A 20,440-nucleotide genomic window follows, 5' to 3' on the forward strand; every position below is an offset into this window, starting at 1 on the left:
CAACGAAGTTAACTTAGTGGACTTTTCGCATTCATTATATAAAAATCACACTATCCTCAGGACAAAAGGTGGTCTCTAGACATGAATTCCTATTGACAGACACTGGAACAGAACGGTGACATAGCGGCAACAAAACCCGGGTCTCGGAGGCCACCCCCACCTTCGAGCCCGTTACATTCGCGGCGGTGGTGTGTGTGTCCGAGCACTCGCGAGATCAAGGGCCAGTCAACGAGAGCTCGCAGATTATCGTTCTCGTCCGTCATTTTCTACCCACGTTTCAACTGGAACCTCCGAGATACTAGGTCGGCTGTCGATGAATACACTCTCCGGTGCTATAGGCAAGTTGTAGAGTTTTGTCGACGACGCATCTCTACAACGCAGAGGCACTACGTTAGTCCGATCCACAAATTCGTCCTCTACGCTGACTCCCGGTAACGACGGCCATCGTACTATTCCGAGCTCAGTTACTTCGTACAACTCTTCTTATACAGAGTGATATCGACTCCTACGTTCAGTGACCGCTCTGACTACTTTCTGGGTCGAGCCTCGTGAGACACTGGTTGACCGTTCACTGTTCGGTTAGTTCACCTCTTGGCTGAATCTCTGGCAAGTCGTCTAACGCCCGGTTCTGGCCTTCTTTTGTCGTTCCTCTCAGTTTGTCAATGCTGTCTCTCCTCTCTTCAAAAATGCACTACATTTTTCAATTCACTACATTATAATTCCGAACGAAATGCACTGCATTATCAAAATTTGAGATGCACTGCATTATCTAATGTACTGCACCCGAAACATTATTGCATCACGATATGAACTGCCGGCACCCGTGCACACGATTGCAATTACGAACCAGAAAGGGGGCGTCGGTAAAACGACGATAACCGCCCATCTCGCGGTCGGGCTGACGCGACGTGATCACCGAGTTCTAGCGGTCGATCTCGACCCACAGGGGTATCTCACCCGTCACTTCGGTCTCAAGGAGAAACTGTACCGAGCGGACACGGACAACATTGCACTCCATCTCACTGGCAACGCTCGCGGCGATCCGACCGACCTCGTCGTCGAAACCGACGAAGGTGTCGACCTCGTGCCGAGCAACTACGACATGCGCGGTGTCGTGGACGCGCTCTCGAACGCGAGAAACAGGGAGCGCCGACTCCAGAACGTCCTTTCGGCGCTTCCAGACGACAGTTACGACTACGTGCTCGTCGATAGTCCGCCGAATTTAGGTGTCCTCACCGACAACGCGATTCTCGCGTCGCGTCGGCTACTCATACCGATTCAGGCCGAGGACTCGTCGCTCGATGCGCTGGAGATGGCGCTCGACGAAATCGAGGAGATCGAGGCCGCGTTCGGTATCGATGTCGACGTCCTCGGCATCGCGCCGAACTTGGTCCCCCGAGACGGCGTCGCAAAGTCAACGCTCGAAACGATTCGTTCGACGCCCGGGTTAGAAGAACTCGTGCTTCCGTACGAAATCAGAAAGCGCGCCGATATCAAATACGCAATGCGGAGGGGAGAGACGCTCTATGCGTACAACGAGGCGTCGGATATGGTCCCGATCTTCGACCGTCTCGCAGCGGACGTCGAACGGGGTATGAATTAGATAATGTACTACATCACCTTGACTACGATTCCGACCATCATCCAGACCATGATTCCGAACATCGTCCAGACTATGATTCCGAAACACAGAGGCAGACGTACGGGGCAAGCGCGACTGTGCTCTCGATTCGCTAGTTTGAGGTTCCTTCCATGACGGCGGAAGACGACGACCTACAGCGTTCAACTCGCCGACTCGGGGATCGGTTCGGCGCGGCGACGGACACGAGCGATCGGTCTCGGCGCTCCGTTGAGGAAACCGACGAAGAGTCGGCGGCCGACTCCGGAGCCGAATCGGCATCATCCGCCGAGTCGGACCCGAGAGACGAGACTGACTCTGAATCAGAAACTGACAAAGAGCCCGAGTGGGTACCGACGACGCTGTATCTCCCCGAAGAGACCCGGCGCGAGTTTCGTCGGTTCCTGAAGCGACTCACGCTCGACTACCCCGAAATCGAGAGCGCGAAGAAACGCGAGCTACACACCGCGCTAGTGCAGATCGGCATGGAGCAGTCGGGGGCAGTCGCCGAGCGAACGGACGAGCTATCGAGCGACGATAACTGAGACACCGCGACCGATTTCTGTTCGTCGCTGCGAGTCGACCGACGAGCTGTGCCCCTTAGAGGGGAAAATCACCGAGGAAAGTTCGATGAGAGAAGCTTCGACGGGATAACCTCCGGTCGAAGGTGCAATTTCGTCAAAAGGGTGCAGACCGACGCATTCGTTTCGGCTCCACGGCCAGTAGCCGAGCGAGCGTAGATGGCCTGCGAACCGACATCCGGGCAAGTGCCGGCTCAGCGCCGAGGGAAGTCCACGTGCGCCATTGCATTCATAAAGAGCTACCCCCTTCGTTATATGCTAGTTACCGGGCTGAAATCTTGGCCTAATTAGAGGGCGGAGCTGTATTTCCTTCTCTCTGAGCGAAATCGGATGACAGCTCGCGGCCGCCCCGGTGAAAACTCGGTCTGCGCTCCGGCTATCCCGACTGGACCGTCCTGTCCGTTACGTGACGACCTCGAGCTGTTCGCGGTAGCGATTTCGGATCGTGACGTCCGTCACCTGTGCTACCTCCGCGACTTCACGCTGCGTCAGGTTCGTATCGGTGAGTACGGCGGCGGCGTAGATCGCCGCTGCGGCGTATCCCGGCGGCGACTTCCCGGAGTGAAGTCCCGTCGCAGTCGTTTTCTCCAGAATCTCGCGCGCCTGTGCCTGCACTTCGTGGCTGACGCCGAGCTTCGAGCAGAAGCGCGGAAGGTACTGCGCGGGGTCGGTCGGCTCTAACTGGAGGTCGAGTTCGTCCGCGATGTACCGGTACGACCGGCCAATCTCGCGCTGTTCGACGCGCGAGACGCTGGACACTTCCTCCAAACTTCTGGGGACGTTGCCCTGACGGCACGCTGCGTACAGCGCGCTCGTCGAGATCCCCTCGATGGAGCGCCCCCGAATCAGATCCTTGTTGAGTGCCTGGCGGTAGATGACCGCCGCCACCTCTCGGACGGAGTCGGGTATCCCCAGCGCGCTCGACATTCGGTCGATTTCGCTCAGCGCGTACTGCAGGTTCCGCTCGTCCGCGTTCCGCGTTCGAATCCGCTCCTGCCACGTGCGCATGCGCGACAGCTGTCGTCTTTTTTCGGAGTCGATCATTCGACCGTGCGCGTCGCGGTTGCCCGCGCCGATCTCGGTCGTCAACCCCTTGTCGTGTATCATCTGCGTTATCGGCGCTCCGACACGCGAGCGACTGTCTCGCTCCTGTTTGTTGAATGCACGCCACTCTGCCCCTCGGTCGATAGCAGTCTCCTCTGCTACGAGACCGCACGAGTCACAGACGAGCTCCCCTCGCTCCGTGTCGGTGACGAGCGGCCCTCCGCAGTCCGGGCACTCGTCCCCTCTGTCTCCCGTGCGCTGCTCGACGGTCCGCGTCATCAAATAGCAGGTCAGCCGGATTGCACGTAAGAGCAGGAGTCGGTTTCACGCGAAACGAAAGCTTACGGTGTTGAACGTTGTGAAATGAGCGCTCAGTCGGAGAGATCAATGCTCGGGGCTTTTTCTCTCACGCCGTCGACGATCTCGCTCACTTCGGCGAGTATGGCGTCGGCTTCCTCGTCGGTTCGGGCTTCCGCGGTGAGCCGAATGATCGGTTCGGTACCGCTCGCACGGACGAGGAACCAGCCGTCGTCGCGCTCGACGCGAACGCCGTCGGTCGTGTCGACGGCAGCGTACTGGGCCGTGAGTCGTTCTTGAACGGTTTCGATCGTGGACAACTCGTCGGTCACTCGAATCGACTTCCGGCGGATCGGATACTGTTCTACTTCAGACACGAGCGTCGATAGCGGCCCCCGTCTGCTCACGAGCGACGCTAGCTGACAGGCGGCGAACGGACCGTCCGGGCAGAGCGTCTCGTCGGGCCATATCCACGCCCCGCTCGGTTCGCCACCGAACACAACGTCTGGTTTTGCGGCTTCGGCAGCGACGTATACGTCGCCTACTTTCGTTCGGACGACGGATCCGCCGGCGTCGGCGACCACGTCGTCGACGAGGAGGCTGGTGTCGACGGGGACGGCGACCTGCTTGCCGGGCTTGACCGCCTCGCGCGCGAACAACGCTAACAACACGTCTCCGGAGACGAACTCACCGGTCTCGGTGACGGCCATCATCCGATCGGCGTCGCCGTCGTGGGCGATTCCGAGCTCGGCGTCCGTCGCGGCGACGAACTCACAGAGGGACGTACAGTTCTCCGCGGTCGGTTCACTCGGACGGCCCGGGAACCGGCCATCCGGTTGGGCGTTGAGCGTCTCGACCGAGCAGCCGAGTCGTTCGAGCGCTTCGGCGACGACACCGCCGGCCCCGTTTCCGACGTCGACGGCGACGGTCAACCCTCGAATCGGGTCGAGCGCCGCCTCGATTCGGTCGACGTGCGTCTCTATCGCTTGGTTCCACGACCACTCCTTGCCGTGTTCGTTCCAGTCGGCGAACTCGAACGCCTCGCTGTTGATCCGTCGAGTGATCTCCCGGCGTTTCGGTCGGTCGAACGCCTGCCCGCTCGGTGTCCAGAGTTTGAAACCGTTGTCGGTCGGCGGGTTGTGAGACGCCGTGACGACGACACCCGCGTCCGCGTCCAGCCAGCCGACGCTCCGTGCGACCGTCGGTGTCGCTGCGACGCCGACGCGGACGACGTCTGCGCCACACTCACGTGCGCCGGCGCTCACCGCGTCGGCGAGAGCGGACCCACTCTCCCGGGGATCCCGTCCGACGACTATCGTTTGTGCACCCTGAGAGGCGAGGGCTCGACCGACGTCGAGAGCGAGGTCCGCCGTCACGACTCTCCCGACGGGGCCACGTATTCCACTGGTCCCGAACATTACACGTTGAAGGCTCTGGAGACAGCATTAGTATACGTTTCCTAACGATCTCCCCCGAAACTGACGACTTCTTCGCCGTACGAAATTCGCGGAGGAAAACCCTCCGACGGGAGTGCTTGGTTAACGTCACTTTGTTCGTAAACACGACTCCGTTCCCCGACCGTACGTTCTGCATCACACCTGCTGCGCACGCGAGGCTACATCGCTCCGAGTTCCGTCCCATCGGACGTGGTGCTGCGATTCGATTCGACGAGTCGTTCCGGAATCGTGAGGGACAAAACTGGTGATAAACGCCGCGAAATAGCCTTCGAGTCGGATTTCAGAGGTAGCTCGCGGGCGGACAATGTCGCCTTACGAAAAGCACCGATGTCGTAGGCTCTCACTGTATTTCGATGTCTCGCGGTTATGCTCGGACGGACTCATGGTATGCACCGACAAACGTTAGTTTCAACTGATGAAAATTCGGGGTGGGGTTTTCTCGCCCTGTGAAATGGATGGGGGCGCTTATCATGTGATAAGTAGTGATTGATAACTGGTGTGTCAACCATGCAAGTACGGATGCGGTCTATAGAGCGGCGTCTCCACTCGACGAATAACTACCACGACGATACGAACTCGACCAGCAGCGACAGCAACGGAAGCGTGTTCTACAAATGAGCGTCGCAGAAAGTAAGTTCGACCAACTCCAGGAGTCCCAACAGGACGACGACCAACAGCTCTCGCTCGACGTCATCTTCGAGCTACTGAAGAACCGTCGTCGCCGGGACATTTTCCGATATCTCATGGAAGTCGAGCGGACGGTTACGCTCTCGGAACTCGCCGAACAGGTCGCCGCCTGGGAGAACGATATCGAAGTCCAGGAACTCAACTCCGACCAGCGAAAGCGTGTCTACGTCGCGCTCTACCAGACCCACCTTCCGAAGATGGACAAGGCGGGTATCATCGAGTACGAACAGGACCGCGGCAACATCACGCTCTCGGAGAACGCCGACCTGCTCGGTATGTATCTGAACAACGACACCGAGATCGAAACCGAATGGGAGAAACGGTACCTCGGTCTCAGTCTCATCGGCGGATCGTTCGCTATCCTGTTTCAGCTAGCTGCCGTCGGCCAACTGCTACAAGTCCTCGTCACCATCGCGTTCGTCGCGTCGGTCCTCGGCGTTTCGCTGGTCCACGCGCGCGATGTCCGTGAGACCCGCCGCGTCGCGGCCGAGAAGTTCTCTCGAATCAAGTAGCCACTCGCTATCGACGGCTCGGCCCTCGATTTTTCGCAGTCATAGCCCGGGTAGTAGCCGCCTTTTAGTGTTCTCTCCCGGCCGTTCCATCGGACACCTCGCTCCGCCCCGCTATCCCATATCCGCACGCAAAACCGGTCAATACGGCAATCTAGACGGTTTACTCGCTTGATTAGGGCAGGGTTGCCCGCCGTCAATTAGCGTATAACAATGATTGTACCACGTATAGGCTTGTTCGTTCACTCGACCCTCAAGTCGCAGAACGAAATTACCCATGACACAGGAACAACAGACTCCGACGTATCCCGTCGAACGAGCGCCTGCTCCCAGTCGACACGGAGGAGGCGGCTAACATGTGTGGAATCATCGCCCGCGTCGGCGGCGACGACGGTGTCCAGGAGCTGCTCCAAGGACTCTCGAACCTCGAGTACCGCGGGTACGACTCCGCCGGTCTCGCGGTCAAGCAGCGAAACGGTTCGCGGCCGACCGTCGTCAAGCGCCAGGGCAACGTCTCCGAACTCCGTGACTTGGCCGACGGACAGGTTCTCGGCCCGGTCGGTATCGGTCACACCCGCTGGAGCACCCACGGGCCGCCGACGGACGACAACGCCCATCCCCACACGGACTGCGAAGAGCGCGTCGCCGTCGTCCACAACGGCATCATCGACAACTACGGCGAGCTCCGAGAGCGCCTCACGGCCGACGGCCACGAGTTCCGTAGCGACACCGACACCGAGGTCGTCCCGCACCTCATCGAGGAGTACCTCGACGCGGGCGACAACGCGGAGACCGCGTTCCGAAAGACGGTCGACCAGCTCTCCGGTAGCTACGCGATTGCGATGATCGTCGAAGGCGACGACGCCGTGTACGCGACCCGCGAGGGGTCGCCGCTGGTGCTCGGCGTCAGCGACGACAGCTACTACCTCGCGAGCGACGTCCCCGCGTTCCTCGAGTACACCGACCGCGTCGTCTATCTCGACGACGGCGACATGCTGGTTGTGAGGCCCGACGGGTACACGCTCACCGACGCGAGCGGTTCGATCGCCGAACCGGCCGTCGAGACGGTGAGTTGGAACCCCGAACAGGCCGGCAAAGGCGCATACGACCACTACATGCTCAAAGAGATCTACGAGCAGCCCCACTCGCTCCGGCAGGCCATCGAGGGTCGGGTCAAGCCGGAGTCGAACGAACTCGCGCTCGAAGAGTTCCCGTCGGGGACGTTCGAGGACGTCGAATCTATACAGTTCGTCGCCTGCGGTACCTCCTATCACGCCGCGAAGTACGCGGTCCAAATGTGCGCCAACCGACAGCTCTCCGCACAGGCGTTCCTCGCCAGCGAGTACGCTACCGCAATTCCGCACGTCGACGAGAACACGCTCGTCGTCGGGGTCACCCAGAGCGGTGAAACCGCCGACACGCTCACTGCACTACGGAAAGCCCAGGACGCGGGCGCACGGACGCTCGCGGTGACGAACGTCGTCGGCAGCACCGCCGCCCGCGAATGCGACGATACGCTGTTCATCCGCGCCGGCCCGGAGATCGGTGTCGCGGCGACGAAGACGTTCTCCTCGCAAGTCGTCTGCCTCGCCTTGTTCGTCGAACAGTACTACCGTGACCGCCACGACGGTGAACCGTCCGAGGGCTCCGAGGAGATGCTCGCGGCGATTCGAGACCTTCCGGACGTCATCGAATCGGTTCTCGAACAGACGTCCGTCCAGTCCGTCGCCGAGACGTACCGCGACGTGGACTCGTACTTCTTCATCGGCCGCAACACCGGTTACACGGTGGCGCTGGAAGGAGCGTTGAAGTTCAAGGAGATCACGTACGAGCACGCCGAAGGCTTCGCCGCCGGCGAACTCAAACACGGGCCGCTCGCGTTGGTCACCCCGTCGACGCCTATCATCGGTATCGTCGACGGCCTCGACAGCGACAAAACCGTCCACAGTCTCGCCGAGGCGAAAACTCGCGGCGCGCCCATCATCGCGGTGACGAGCGACCCCGAAAGCGTCCGCGACCTCGCGGATATGGTCCTCGAAATCCCCGAGACGAACCTCGAACTCGCGGGTGTCGTCGCGAACGTCCAACTGCAGTTGCTGTCGTACCACGCGGCGGCGATGCTGAGCCGACCTATCGACAAACCGCGGAACCTCGCAAAGAGCGTCACCGTCGAGTAGCTCGTTCGTTGCCCTCGACTGACGACGCAGTCGATTCTGCGCTTTCTCGCCGGTGCTTTCGAGTTCGACCGACTGCGCTACCGCTCGCGCGTCTCGAAACAGCCACCCGGAAGAATGGTATGTCAGAGTGGGTGGCGTGAATTGCCCGCGGTTGACGGTGGTGTATACCGAATCGACGGGACCTAACTGATGTCCGTCTGTGTGATGTGGAAGCGGAGTGTCGGGCGGGCACCGACGAACCGTGCCTGGTTACCAGGCGTTCGTGCGGTCTACTCTTGCTGGTAATCCTTCTTCAGGTCGACGCTCGCGCTGCCACTCAGGTTGAACTGCGTGATGTCTCCCGAGAAGAGGTACGCGTCGATGCCACCAGCGACCGCGCCGCTGGCCTTGTTTCCGTTGGCTTCGTCTTCGGCGTCGACGGTGCCGACGATGTCGGTGTGCTTGATCTCGCCGGTCACTGCCACCGAGTAGTTGGTGACGCCCTCGCTCGGACCGTTGATGACGAGCAGGTGCGGGTGGTCGGAGTCGCGCTCGACCTCTTCCTCGCCGCCGGTGTCGCCGCGACCCTCTTCCTCGCTACCGTCGTCGGTGCTGCCGTCGTCAGTGCTACCGTCGCTGGAACCATCGTCGGTGCTGCCGCCGTCAGTCGTGTCGGACCCGAGTTCCGAGGGGTCGACTTCCTGACCGTTGACGTACACCGTCGCCGTTCCCTCGGTGAAGCGGAACTGCGTGATGTTCCCGGAGAACGAGTACGCGTCCCGGCCGCCGGCGGTTGCGCCTTCGGCCGTCGCGCCGTGGATGTTGTCCTCTTCGTTGAACGTTCCGGCGCTAGCGGGGCCGACGCCGAGTTCGCCGTCGACGGTGAACTCGTAGCTCGCAAGACCGTTGTCGCCGCTGATTGCGATGACGTTCGGGCGGGACACAGACGGGTAGTCGGCCGCGTTGACCGCCTCGCCGTTGAGCTTCACGGTGACGCCGTCGTCGGCATCGAGCGCGTTGAGTTCCCCTTCGAATCCGTAGGAGTCGGTCCCACCGTTGACGACCGTGCCGCTGGCCGTCTGGGCTTCGATGGAGTCTTCCTTTTCGAGGTTTGCCTTGCCGGCGTTCTTGATCTCGCCCGAAGCCGCAAAGGCGTAGTTGCCGTCGCCGGTCACTTCGACGTGGTTCGGAAGACCGGATTCGTTGGTTGAACCGCCCGTATTGCCGTCGTACTCGACGGGCCGCCCATCGAAGTTCGGCGTCGGGCAACTCTCGCTGCCGGAGACGTTGGCCGTGTTCACGTTGGAGCTGTTGAACACGGTCGCCTGACCGGTGACGTTGATGGTGGAGTCGCGGAGGGTGACGTTGCTCGAACCGTTGATCTGGATACCGTTCTGGTTGCTTCCGTTCTGTTCGACACAGAGGTTGCGCAGTTCGGAGCCGTCGCGGCCGTAGATGAGAATCGCTTCGTCGCCCGATGCGGTGCCCGTGACGCTGACGTTCTCCATGACGAGGCGTCGGGAGGAGGGCGCGGAGTCCATCGAGACGGCGCGGAACGGCCAGCTCTTGGGTGAGCGCGATTTCAGGGCCTTGACGTTGTCGTCGATTTTGATTCGGGTGTTCCGAACCGTCATCTTGCCACCTTCAGTTCCGTGAACGATGGCGCCCGAGGACGCACCGACGTCGCTCATGATGATGTCGCAGTCCTCGATGAGCATCTCGTGGCCTTCCTTCATCCAGATACCGCGGGCGTTGCGGTCCCGCGGCGTGTGGCTTTTGTCGTCGCAGACGACTTCCGCGCCTTTGACGACCGCTTTCGGGCCGCCGGTACGAATCTGCTGAATGTTGCTGTTCGCGTAGCGGCCGCCGATGACGTTGACGGGGCCGGAGTGAGCGCTGGCGTAGAGTCCCTCGTGGTCCCAGCGGCTGACGTCACAGTTGACAAAGTTGAGCGTCCCGGCGGGGTCGAGTTCCGGAACCTCGCCGACGTCGGGGTAGTCGCCGACGATGGTCGGTCGGACCCAGACGCCCATGCCGAGACCGCCTTTCGAGAAGTCGACGTTCTCGAGCGTCAGGACGGTGTCGGAGCCAGCGCACTGGAGGAATGCGCCGCCGACCTCACTACCGGCGTCCTGCCGGTCGAGAAGCCGCCAGTTCTTGAGGACGTTCGTTCCGGAGGTCGCTTTGAAGACGACGCGGGAGGACGTGCTGCCCGGCTGTTCGACGTCGAAACCTTCGATGTGTACGCCCTGCGCTCGCGAGAGGCTGATGAGGGTCGTACCGCCGGAGTGGTCGGGGACGATGGTTGCGCCGTTCGGGGCCACCATCGCGAAGTTCTTGAGGCCGCTCTTGCTGAACGGGGCGAGCTTGTACGTACCCTTCGGGAACTTGACGAGCGTGTTGTTCTGGAGGTGGTCTTCGAGAACGCTGTTTATCGTCCGGTTGCCGGAGGTGTCCGCACCTGCTTCGGCGATGTTGACGACGGTGTTGTAGTTGTTTTCCGAGACTGCTGCGGACGCGACGCCGCTGGCACCGGCGCCCGTCGCTGCAGCCGCCGCGGCTGCGCCGGCCATCTGGAGATAGGACCGGCGACCGAGGAGTAATCCGTCGTTATCGCCATCAGTAGTCGACTCTTCTTCTGTATCGTTGACTGCCAGTTCGCGTGCCATGCACTCGGTTAAGATAAGACTGCACCTATAAATCTTTCCTAGTCTGCCCGATTATTCCTGGATACATTCACTAATTCCTGAATGAAACCTTAGAATTTCGTGAATGTATGGAAATCTGATTAATAGCAATGAAACGCCATTTTCGGGTGTTTGACGGGTTATCCCACCGTGTAAATCGCCGATTAACACTCCATTAGGAATTCTCCGTCCGGTTATTTCTTGCTTACAAAGGCCCCGTCGTCCGACTCTGTGAACTGTACCGAAAAGGAATATCTCAGGATATGTCGACTAACGTTCCGACCACGCCGCTGTTGTTGACGCCGGTGATCGCGAACCGTCCGTTGCTGGTTCCCTCCCCGAAGAACTGTCTGTCGATGCAGAACGGGAGCGTCTCGTCGACGAGATGCCGGTCCGCCTCGGCCCTCGTCTGGTGGTTTCTGCTCTCGAGGCGCGAGCTCTCTCCGAGGAGCACGCCGCAGTCATCGCTTTCCTGATTTATGCCCACCAACAGCGGGTATCGGCCGACGACGACCGAGAGATTCTTCAGCACCGTTCCGGGTGAGTCGATGATGTCGATTCCGTCGCGGTTCGTCCCGGACTGTTTGATATCCACCTGATTCAGCACCGTCTCGTCGCGGCCCTCCACCTGAACCGCACTCCACCCCGTTCCGTTCCCGTGAATCCGGACGTTCTCCAGGTTGATGTCCCACTGTTCGGGCCTCGAACGAAGGCTCGGCGCGTAGAAGTTCCCCGGTTTCGGATACCGGGCTTTGATTCCGTAAGTCGGCGCGTTGACGAGGATATCCGTGTTTTTGACCGTCGTTTTGCCGTGCTCCTTGTCGACGACGATGCCACCGGAACTCAGCGTTCCGTCGAGACTGGTTATCTTGATGGTACAGTCCTCGATGACGGTGTCGTCTCCCTCTTTGAGCCAGATCCCGCGCATGTTCTTCATGTCGGGTCGTGGTTCGTCAATTCGGATCGTCGCCCCTTTCACGAGCGCGGCCGTGTCCGCGTTCCCGCCACCAACACGGATCTGTGAGAGGCCGTTGTTCGCGTACTCGCCGCCAAGTACCTTCATCGGCCCACCGTGGGCCGAACCGTACAGGCCCTGCTCCTCCCATCCGATTATGCGGCAGTCCTTGAACGTTATCGACCCGGGGTCGCTCGTCGGGAAGATGAACACTGCTGTCGAGTGTGTCGACCCCTTCGACATGTCGACGTTCTCGACCAGCAGCTCCGTCTCGGAACCCGATACCCTGCACGTGAACGCCTGAGTTCGGCGTGAGACTGTGTACCTGCTCAAGAGACTGATGTCCCGAACAACGTTCCTTCCACCGTCGCAGAACACCTGTATCTGGGGTGCAACCCCCTCTCCTCGGCAGGCTACCGACACTCCCTCGAACAGAAGTCCGTTGACTCTGTCGAAGCTCAGCCAAACACCGCTCTGTCCGTCGGGCGGACGGAACGTCGCGTTCTCACCTACGATGCCGACGTTCCGGTGGTCCTGTATCGCCCAAATCGCGTCGATGCGGTACTCCCCTTCGGGGAAGTACAGAAGCGTATCGTCGCCCACGACTCTGTCCAATAGCCCGTTTATCGCCTCCGAACCGCTCGTATCGGCTCCCGACGCTGCAACGTCGACGACATTCTGATACCGACCTGCGTACGGAATCCCCGAGTTCGACACCGAGTTGCCGGTCTCGTCGATGGACCCGTTCGACATCGTGGCTGGGTCACCCGACGAGTCGACACAGCCGGCCACCCCGACCGTCAGTCCCGTAGCAAGTCCCGCCAGGTACGTTCGTCTGCTTACTCCTGAACGAGACTGCTTCTCTGTCACACGTGGTTCTATCTTTGGCCCGGTCATTGTTATATTTCACCTACCCCACATTTGGTCGGCTCTCCGCCACCTACGCTGGATTAGCCCCCTCATTCCAAAGCCGACTTCTAGTGAACGGACATTCCGATGGAGTTTACCTTCGACGAGTACGGTCGTCTCTTAGACTCGCTCATCGAGGACGGCTACTCGTTTACAGATTACGAGCGGATGCCGTCGCGCGGACAAGTTATCCTTCGACACGACGTCGACTGGTCGCCGGAGAAGGCGCTTCGGATGGCTCGAATGGAGGCCGACCGCGACGTGCAGTCGACGTACTTCTTTCTCGTGACGACCCCGTTCTACAACGTTCACGCGAGAGACATCCGAGAGACTATCGCGGAGATCGAAGCGCTCGGACACGACGTCGGACTTCACTTCAGCACGCACGAGTACTGGCGCGAGGAACCGCTCGAATCCGACTTGCTCCGCCGAATCGACGGCGAACGAAAGACGCTCGACTCCGTCGTCGACGACCTCACCGAGACGATTGCGTTTCACATTCCCCCCGAGTGGACGCTCGACCGGTCGTTCAACGGGTTCGTGAACAGCTACGAACCGCGATTCTTCAGCGCCGTCACCTATCTCGGGGACTCCGGCCAGCGCTGGCGTAGCGGCCATCCGTTCGAGGGCGGTATCCCCGAGCGGATGCAGCTGCTCACCCATCCCGGTCTGTGGGGCGACGAAGACGCGACCTTCGAAGAACGCCTCGAACAGCAGCAGAAGCGCCGATTCGAGGCCGTACGGGGCTTTTTGGCTTCGGAGTTCCTCTCCGAAGGAGGCGATTAACAATGGCTGTTCTTCGCTATCTCTGTAACTGTTCATGAGTTTCAGACAGGCCGGCGACGAGTCTTCCGACGGCGAAGACCTCGTCGCGACCGGGCTTCTCGCCGTCGGATTCTTCGCGCTCGCGGGGGCGATTCTCTACGCGCGAAGCGTCCCGGCGACCGGGTACGAGCTATCGATATACGCCGGAACGCCGGTCGCAGTCTGGGCTGCGATCGGCGCTGCGGTTCTCGTCGCATCCGTGTACGCGCTGTTTCTCCCGGCGGGGCGGACGCGCCTCTGGGCGCTCATCCTCGGCGGAAGCGCGATCACGACCGTCGTCTCGATGCCGCTCGTTCGCGGCTACTTCTTCGTCGGGGCGGGCGACTCGCTGAGTCACCTGGGGTGGGCGCGCTCGATCCAGCGCGCATCGGTTCTGCCTCAGCAGATGTTCTATCCGAGTCTCCATAGCCTCACCGACGCAATAGACCTCGTCACGGCGATGGGACTTCGACGCTCCATGATGCTGGTCGTCGTCGTCACGCTCGTCGTGTTCCTCATCTTCGTGCCGCTGACGGCGCGTGCGATGACCGGCAGCAGCCGAGCGCTCGTGTTCGGCGCATTCTCGGCGTGGTTGCTCCTGCCGCTAAACCACATCGCAGTGCACCTGATGCCGCATCCGAGTACGCAGGCGATATTCATCGCCACGCTCGCGCTGTACTTACTCGTCCGCTACGTCCAGAGTTCGTTCGACGACGTCTCCGGCGGCCCGTTCGTCTTCGGGGCGCTGTTCTTCCTCGTGGGCGCGGGTCTCGTACTCTACCACCCGATGCAGGCGTTGAACCTCTTTATCGTCTGCGGGACGATCGGTATCATCCAGTTCCTCGCACGCAGGCGGGCGATGGACTCTATCGTCGCCAGTCACCGGCCGGTGTACGCTCAAACCGGTCTGTTAGGACTGTTCCTGTTCGCGTGGATGATTCCGCGCGACCGGTTCCAAGGCGCGTTCGAGGGTGTGTACGTCGATATCCTGCAGGCTGCGTTCGTGGGCAGTGACCAAATCAGTACGACGGGTGGGGGCGCTGAGAGTATCGGTGTGAGCTTGGAGGAACTGTTCGTGAAAATCTTCCTCGTTGCCACGATTTACGCTGTGCTCACGGGGCTGTTCTTCCTACTCACGTCGACGGGCCGCCTCGACGACGACGTGCGGAGTCAGTCGCTCGTGCTGTACCTCGGCGTCGCGCTGGTTCCGCTGGTCGGCCTGTTCGGCGCGTACTTCGTCGGGTCGCCGACGCTCGGCTACCGACAGCTCGGCTTCATCTTCGTCGTGGCGACTATCGTCGGTGCGGTGGCGCTGAGTAAAATCGTCGGCGGCCTGCAGAGCCGGCTCACGTTCGACGCCGCCCGCTCGGTCGCCGCCGTGGTGATGGTCGCGATGCTGGCGATGTCGATGGTCGTCATCTTCCCGTCGCCGTACATCGTCAAGACGACCCAGCACGTCTCCGAACAGCAGTACTCCGGCTACGAGACGACGTTCGAGCACCGAAACGGAGAGGTGTTCTTCTCGTCGACCGGCGGCGGTCCCGAGCGGTTCTCCGACGCGGTGTACGGCTTCGAGAACATCACCGACCCGGCCGGCCCGCCGGTCGCTAACGTGCCGATCGAAGGCGGCGGCAACAACGTGAGCAACGTCTCCGGACAGTTCGACGGTCCGAGATACTTCGTCACGACAGAGACGGATTACCAACGTGAGGTGTTGCTGTACAACGAGAAGGCGTACACCAAGGCCGAGTACGAGTCGCTGCCGACACAGCGGCAGTTGAACCTCGTCCAGTCGAACTCGGAGTACACGCTGTACGTCACCCGCGACGGGTTCGAGTAGCTAGAGTTTCCCTCGATTTTCGGCTCACGACGCTTCTCAACGCCGACCTACTCAGACCGAGTGAGGGAATACGCGACGCATAACAAAGCGCGTATCCGGTATGTCTCCGTGTAGTAGCAATGCATTCTGACTCAACGACGCGAGCGTTCGTGCTCGGACTCGACGGCGTCCCGTGGGGGATGCTTCAGTCGTGGATAGACGACGGGCATCTGCCTAACTTCAAGCGTCTCGCAGACGAGGGTGCGTCCGGTTCGCTTCAGAGTACTCGCCCGGCGTCGACGCCGCTGGCGTGGCCTTCCATTGCGACCGGCGTCTGGCCGGACAAACACGGTCTCTACGACTTCCAGCGACTCATGGAGGACTATCGCCGCGAGATGTACACGAGTTCGGATCTCTCGCGCCCGACGCTCTGGGAGATGCTGTCGCCGTCTATCGTGGCGAACGTGCCGATGACCTACCCCGCCACCGACATCGACGGCAAGATGGTCACCGGAATGCTCACGCCCGATTTCAACGACCGATTCACGAGTCCGAAGTCGCTCTCGGAGGAAATCCAGGAGGAGATCCCCGACTACATCATCGGGATGCGGTACGCGGACTACCACGACCGGAAAGACGAGTTCCCCGCCGCCATCGAGAACCTCGCTACCCAGCGCCGCAAACTACTCTCGAAACTGATGACGGAGGAAGACTGGCGACTGTTCTTCTTCGTCTTCACCGCACCCGACCGGCTCCAACATCTCATCTGGGACGAGGAGACGCTGCTGGCGCACTACCGCCTGCTCGACACGATTCTCGGCGACGTGCTTCGCTACGTCGAGGAGCGCGGAGCGAACCTCTACGTGGTCTCCGACCACGGTTTCGGCCCCATCGACCAGTACGCCTGCGCGAACACGCTGCTCGAACGGGAAGGGTTCCTCGTCCGAAAGCAGGACAAAAAGCGCGGCGCGCTCCAGCGTTTCGGCCTGACGAAACAACGCATCGAGGAGACGCTCGGCGCGGTCAACCTCGACATCGACACCGTCGCCCGACACCTGCCGGACCGGTTCGTCGACTCCGTCGCCGACCAGGTTCCGGGCGACCACGCGCTGTACGACGCGGACTTCTCGAAGACCGAAGCGTTCGTCCACGGCTCCGGCCACGTGTTCGTCAACGCCGAAGACCGGTTCGACGAGGGCATCGTCCCGCGCGAGCGCGTCCCCGAGGTCAAAGCTCGCCTGATGGAGCTGTTCGAGAGCTATACGGACCCCAAAACCGGCGACCCCGTGTTCGAGGTGTTCGACGGCGACGACATCTACGACGACGACGAACACTCCGCCGACATCGTCCTGGAGGGCCGGCCCGGCTACGAGGTCCGCGCCTCGCTCACTGAGGACGTCTGCATCGACAGCGGCCAGCTCAAGGCGTCCCACCGTCCCGAGGGAATCTTCTTCGCGTGGGGCGACGACGTGGCCGCCGGCGCGTCGGTCGACGGCGCGACCGTCGTCGACGTAGCGCCGACGCTCCTGCACGCGCTCGGCGAACCGGTCCCCGAGGACACCGACGGCCGCGTCCTGCTCGAAGCGTTCGACGACGACTCAGAGACGGCCGCCCGGTCCGTCGAGTACGGCCCCTACGGCGAGGTCGGCCGCGGCGAAGCCGAGGAAGAGGACTTCTCCGGCGTCGAGGACCGGCTGAAAGGTCTCGGCTACATGGAGTAGCCGAACACGAACGACCTTTCGACTTCACGACGGACGACAATCAGGTCATTACAATACCGGTCGTCCCCGATTTTCGGCTCGTGCCCACCGAACTACGCGCCTCCGACATCGCATCGTTTCTCGGCGCGAGCCTCGACGGCAACGACGTGTCCGTCTCCGGCGTCGAGTCGCTGTACGACGCGACGGCCGAGGATTTCGCTTTCTCCCGGTACGACGACCCCGAGGAACTCGCTCGCTCCGCCGCCGGACTGCTCATCTGCCCGGAGTCGACGCCCGAACTCGACCGCGCGCTCATCCGCCACCCGGACCCGAAACTCGGCTTCGTGAAGGCCGCCCGCGAGTTCTTCGCCGACCCGATAGAAGAGACCACCATCCACCCGAGCGCCGTCGTCGAAGACGGCGCGGAACTCGGCGACCGGTGTTACGTCGGCGCGCAGGCGTACATCGGCGACGCCGTGACGCTCGGCGACGACTGCCGAATCCACGCCGGAACGACCCTGGGCGAACCCGGATTCGGGTTCGCCCGCGACGAGACCGACCGACCGCTCCGACAACCCCACCTCGGCGAAATCGTCATCGGCGACGACGTCGAAATCGGCGCGAACAGCAGCGTCGATCGCGCCGCGTTCTCGGAGACGGTCATCGGTGACGGCTCCGTCCTCAGCGCGCAGGTTCACATCGCACATCAGGTCTTCGTCGGCGAGAACGTCTCCATGGCGTACGGCGCCGGCGTCTCCGGTAGCACCGAAATCGGCGACCGGGTGGTCGTCCAGCCGCACGTCGCCGTCGCCGGTCACCTCACCGTCGGCGACGACGCCGAGTTGGGTATCGGTTCGACCGTCCTCGACGACGTCGACGCGGGAACGACCGTCGTCGGGTCGCCCGCCCGGCCGATACGGCGATAGCTCTCCTCACGGCGATTCGACCTCGAAAAGCTCGTTTTCGCTCAGGCCGTCTGGGTGACCTTTCGTCCGTTCTTGGCGAGGACCTCCTCGTACACCTCGTAGATGTGGTCGGCCATCTGCTCGATGCCGATGCGCTTGGCCTCTTCGCGTCCGTTCGACCGCTCGTTTCGTTCGAGCACTCGAACCAGATTCTCGACGAGTTCCTCGTCGGAGTCACAGACGAAGGACGGGTCGACCTCCGCGAGTCGTTCGGGAACGTCACCGACGCGCGTCGCCACGACCGGCAGATTACACGCCAGCGACTCCTTGACGACGTTCGGCGACCCCTCTCGCTTCGACGTGAGAAGAAGCGAATCGGACGCGTTCATGTACACCGCGACGCGGGGGTGCGGGAGGCCACTGATCGTGTGGAGTTCGATCGGTTTCGACATCTGATCGCGAGCGGCTTCGACCACGCGCTCGGCGCGCGGGTAGTCCTTCACCGTTCGCTCGGGGGAGTACGGGAACAACACGTGGTACTTGTCGTCGTCCCACCCGAGCTCCGCTTGCGCTTCCGCCTGCGGCGTCGGGCTGAACCGCTCCAGGTCGACGCCGTGGGGAATGACCGAACACTCCTGTCCGAGCGACTCCTTCATCTCCTCGGACATCACGATGACGGCGTCGCAGAACCGGGCGGACGTCTTGCTCACCGCCCGGTAAGAGCCTTCGAGGTCCGACCCCCACAGCGACAGCACGACCGGTAGTCGCGGCTGTGAGAGCGCCATCGGCGCGGTGAGGCCGTAGTTCGCGTGAATCAGGTCGTACTCACCGAGCGACTGGCGGATGACCTGCGGGAAGAACCGCAGGTAGTCGGCCGCTGTTCGCGGGGACCCGGCGTGGTGTTTACCCGGAACGGAGAGAGTCGTACAGGTTACTCCGTGCGACTCCTCGAGCGCCCGGACCTGTAGTCGGTAGAATCTTGCGTCGGCGTTGGTAGTCAGGTTGAGAACGTGCATACGACGATGGTGCTACTAACGGGTGTAGTCTATCGTCGGGCTTTGTTATCCACACCCTGATTGACCGCCCGTGGTGAGGGTTCGCTCACTTCCGAAATCGGTAGACGGAGCGGAGTTCGTCCCGCACTCATCGGTAGACAGGCCATAACAAAGGCCGGATGAGGTTATTCTACGAGCGGGATGAGGTATCTAATATTCACGAACACTCCGGCCCACGTTCACGTGTACAAGAACGTGGTCCGGCGACTGGAGGACCGTGGACACGAGGTCCACATTCTGGCGCGTGACTACACGTGCACCAAGGACCTCCTCGAGTACTACGACCTCCCGTTCGAGATATACGGCCACCACGACACGGCGGCGTATTCGAACACCGGGATGGCTCAGGAACTGGCGACGCAACTGCTCAAGATTCCGGTTTCGGCCAAGCGATTCGACCCCGACGTCGTCGTCGGTCTCGGCGCGTACGCCGCCTACGCGGGGACGCTCCTTCGCGCAGAGACGATTCTCCTCCGCGACTCCGCTCCCGGGACGCTGCTGCCGAAACTCGCCAGCAAGTTCGCGGACGTGGTGCTTACACCCGACGTGTACGGCCTCGACCTCGGACCGAACCACTACACGTTCCCCGGTCTGAAGGAGTGCGCGTACCTCCACCCCGACGTGTTCGAATCGGACACGAGCGTCCGCGAGGAGCTCGGCGTCGGGTCCGACGAACGTTTCGTCATGCTTCGCTTCAACTCGTTCGACGCGATGCACGACGCCGGGAAGAAAGGGTTCTCACTCGAAGACCGCCGCAAACTCATCGAACACCTCTCCGAGCAGGCGACGGTGCTCGTCTCCGACGAGGGCGACAACATGGACTTCGACGACCTTCCGGCGCGACCGTACGACATCCACCCCGCGCGGATGCACGACGCGCTCGCGGAGGCGTCGCTGCTCATCGCCGACACGGGGACGATGGTCACCGAAGCGTCGCTGCTCGGCACGCCGGCGATTCGGTCGAGCGCGTTCGTCGACCAGGAGTTCGGCGAGTTCGCCGAACTCGAACGCCACGGCCTCATCGACAACATCACCGACTTCGACGCCGTCGTCGAGCGAGCGGACGAACTGCTCGTCGACGAGAGCGTCCCCGCGCTCTGGCAGGAGCGTCGCCGGACGTTCATGGACGAGCGGGTGAATCTCACCGAGCTCATCGTCGACGTCGTGACCGATCCGCGGGCGGTCAGCAGAAACGCCTCGCTGACTCGCTACAGTGAACGAAAGAACGTCGAACAGACCGACGCAACCCCGCTGTAA

The 20,440-nt window shown here is 61.6% G+C and carries 14 protein-coding genes; 9 read left to right on the forward strand and 5 right to left on the reverse strand.

Annotated features, from left to right (window positions below; all coding sequences use genetic code 11):
• The first annotated feature begins 823 nt into the window (after positions 1-823).
• Together LAQ73_RS17370 and LAQ73_RS17375 are read left to right on the forward strand one after the other, a co-directional pair.
• Positions 824-1,603: a ParA family protein gene (locus LAQ73_RS17370; RefSeq protein ID WP_224271128.1), complete on the forward strand. Its 780-nt coding sequence runs from the start codon at positions 824-826 to the stop codon at positions 1,601-1,603.
• A gap of 149 nt (positions 1,604-1,752) precedes the next feature.
• Positions 1,753-2,163, forward strand: a complete 411-nt coding sequence (locus tag LAQ73_RS17375; protein WP_224271129.1) for a DUF8160 family protein — start codon at positions 1,753-1,755, stop codon at positions 2,161-2,163.
• 438 nt (positions 2,164-2,601) lie between these two features.
• Here LAQ73_RS17375 and LAQ73_RS17380 read toward each other — a convergent pair whose 3' ends face one another.
• The gene (locus LAQ73_RS17380; RefSeq protein WP_058583480.1) at positions 2,602-3,522 is read right to left on the reverse strand and encodes a transcription initiation factor IIB; all 921 of its coding nucleotides are present in this window, start codon (positions 3,520-3,522) and stop codon (positions 2,602-2,604) included.
• Positions 3,523-3,614: 92 nt separating this feature from the next.
• Positions 3,615-4,958 carry a phosphoglucosamine mutase gene (gene glmM / locus LAQ73_RS17385; RefSeq protein ID WP_224271130.1) on the reverse strand — a complete coding sequence of 448 codons (1,344 nt, stop codon included), beginning with the start codon at positions 4,956-4,958 and terminating at the stop codon, positions 3,615-3,617.
• 653 nt (positions 4,959-5,611) lie between these two features.
• Here glmM and LAQ73_RS17390 point away from each other — a divergent pair.
• Together LAQ73_RS17390 and glmS are read left to right on the forward strand one after the other, a co-directional pair.
• Positions 5,612-6,196: a DUF7344 domain-containing protein gene (locus LAQ73_RS17390; RefSeq protein WP_224271131.1), complete on the forward strand. Its 585-nt coding sequence runs from the start codon at positions 5,612-5,614 to the stop codon at positions 6,194-6,196.
• Between the two features lie 353 nt (positions 6,197-6,549).
• Positions 6,550-8,370, forward strand: a complete 1,821-nt coding sequence (gene glmS / locus LAQ73_RS17395) for a glutamine--fructose-6-phosphate transaminase (isomerizing) (RefSeq protein ID WP_224271132.1) — start codon at positions 6,550-6,552, stop codon at positions 8,368-8,370.
• Positions 8,371-8,639: 269 nt separating this feature from the next.
• Here the strand turns inward: glmS and LAQ73_RS17400 are convergent, their stop codons facing one another.
• Complete coding sequence (locus tag LAQ73_RS17400; RefSeq protein ID WP_224271133.1) at positions 8,640-11,018, reverse strand: hypothetical protein; 2,379 nt, start codon at positions 11,016-11,018, stop codon at positions 8,640-8,642.
• Positions 11,019-11,292: 274 nt separating this feature from the next.
• Positions 11,293-12,744: a hypothetical protein gene (locus tag LAQ73_RS17405; protein ID WP_224271134.1), complete on the reverse strand. Its 1,452-nt coding sequence runs from the start codon at positions 12,742-12,744 to the stop codon at positions 11,293-11,295.
• 243 nt (positions 12,745-12,987) lie between these two features.
• Here LAQ73_RS17405 and LAQ73_RS17410 point away from each other — a divergent pair, with 243 nt between their 5' ends.
• The 4 genes from LAQ73_RS17410 (at position 12,988) to LAQ73_RS17425 (ending at position 18,149) form a co-directional block, all read left to right on the forward strand.
• Entirely contained in the window at positions 12,988-13,686 is a 699-nt protein-coding gene (locus tag LAQ73_RS17410; protein ID WP_224271135.1) for a polysaccharide deacetylase family protein, read from the forward strand.
• Positions 13,687-13,720: 34 nt separating this feature from the next.
• The gene (locus tag LAQ73_RS17415) at positions 13,721-15,544 is read left to right on the forward strand and encodes a hypothetical protein (protein ID WP_224271136.1); all 1,824 of its coding nucleotides are present in this window, start codon (positions 13,721-13,723) and stop codon (positions 15,542-15,544) included.
• Positions 15,545-15,663: 119 nt separating this feature from the next.
• The gene (locus LAQ73_RS17420; RefSeq protein ID WP_224271137.1) at positions 15,664-17,244 is read left to right on the forward strand and encodes an alkaline phosphatase family protein; all 1,581 of its coding nucleotides are present in this window, start codon (positions 15,664-15,666) and stop codon (positions 17,242-17,244) included.
• An 80-nt stretch (positions 17,245-17,324) separates the two neighbouring features.
• On the forward strand, positions 17,325-18,149 hold the full coding sequence (locus tag LAQ73_RS17425; RefSeq protein WP_224271138.1) for a DapH/DapD/GlmU-related protein: 825 nt from the start codon (positions 17,325-17,327) through the stop codon (positions 18,147-18,149).
• 41 nt (positions 18,150-18,190) lie between these two features.
• Here LAQ73_RS17425 and LAQ73_RS17430 read toward each other — a convergent pair whose 3' ends face one another.
• On the reverse strand, positions 18,191-19,144 hold the full coding sequence (locus tag LAQ73_RS17430) for a glycosyltransferase (RefSeq protein ID WP_224271139.1): 954 nt from the start codon (positions 19,142-19,144) through the stop codon (positions 18,191-18,193).
• A gap of 180 nt (positions 19,145-19,324) precedes the next feature.
• Between LAQ73_RS17430 and LAQ73_RS17435 the strand changes: the two genes are divergently transcribed.
• Positions 19,325-20,440 carry a DUF354 domain-containing protein gene (locus tag LAQ73_RS17435; RefSeq protein ID WP_224271140.1) on the forward strand — a complete coding sequence of 372 codons (1,116 nt, stop codon included), beginning with the start codon at positions 19,325-19,327 and terminating at the stop codon, positions 20,438-20,440.

Origin of the sequence: Haloprofundus salinisoli (assembly GCF_020097815.1) — an archaeon.
GTDB classification, from domain to species: Archaea; Halobacteriota; Halobacteria; order Halobacteriales; family Haloferacaceae; genus Haloprofundus; species Haloprofundus salinisoli.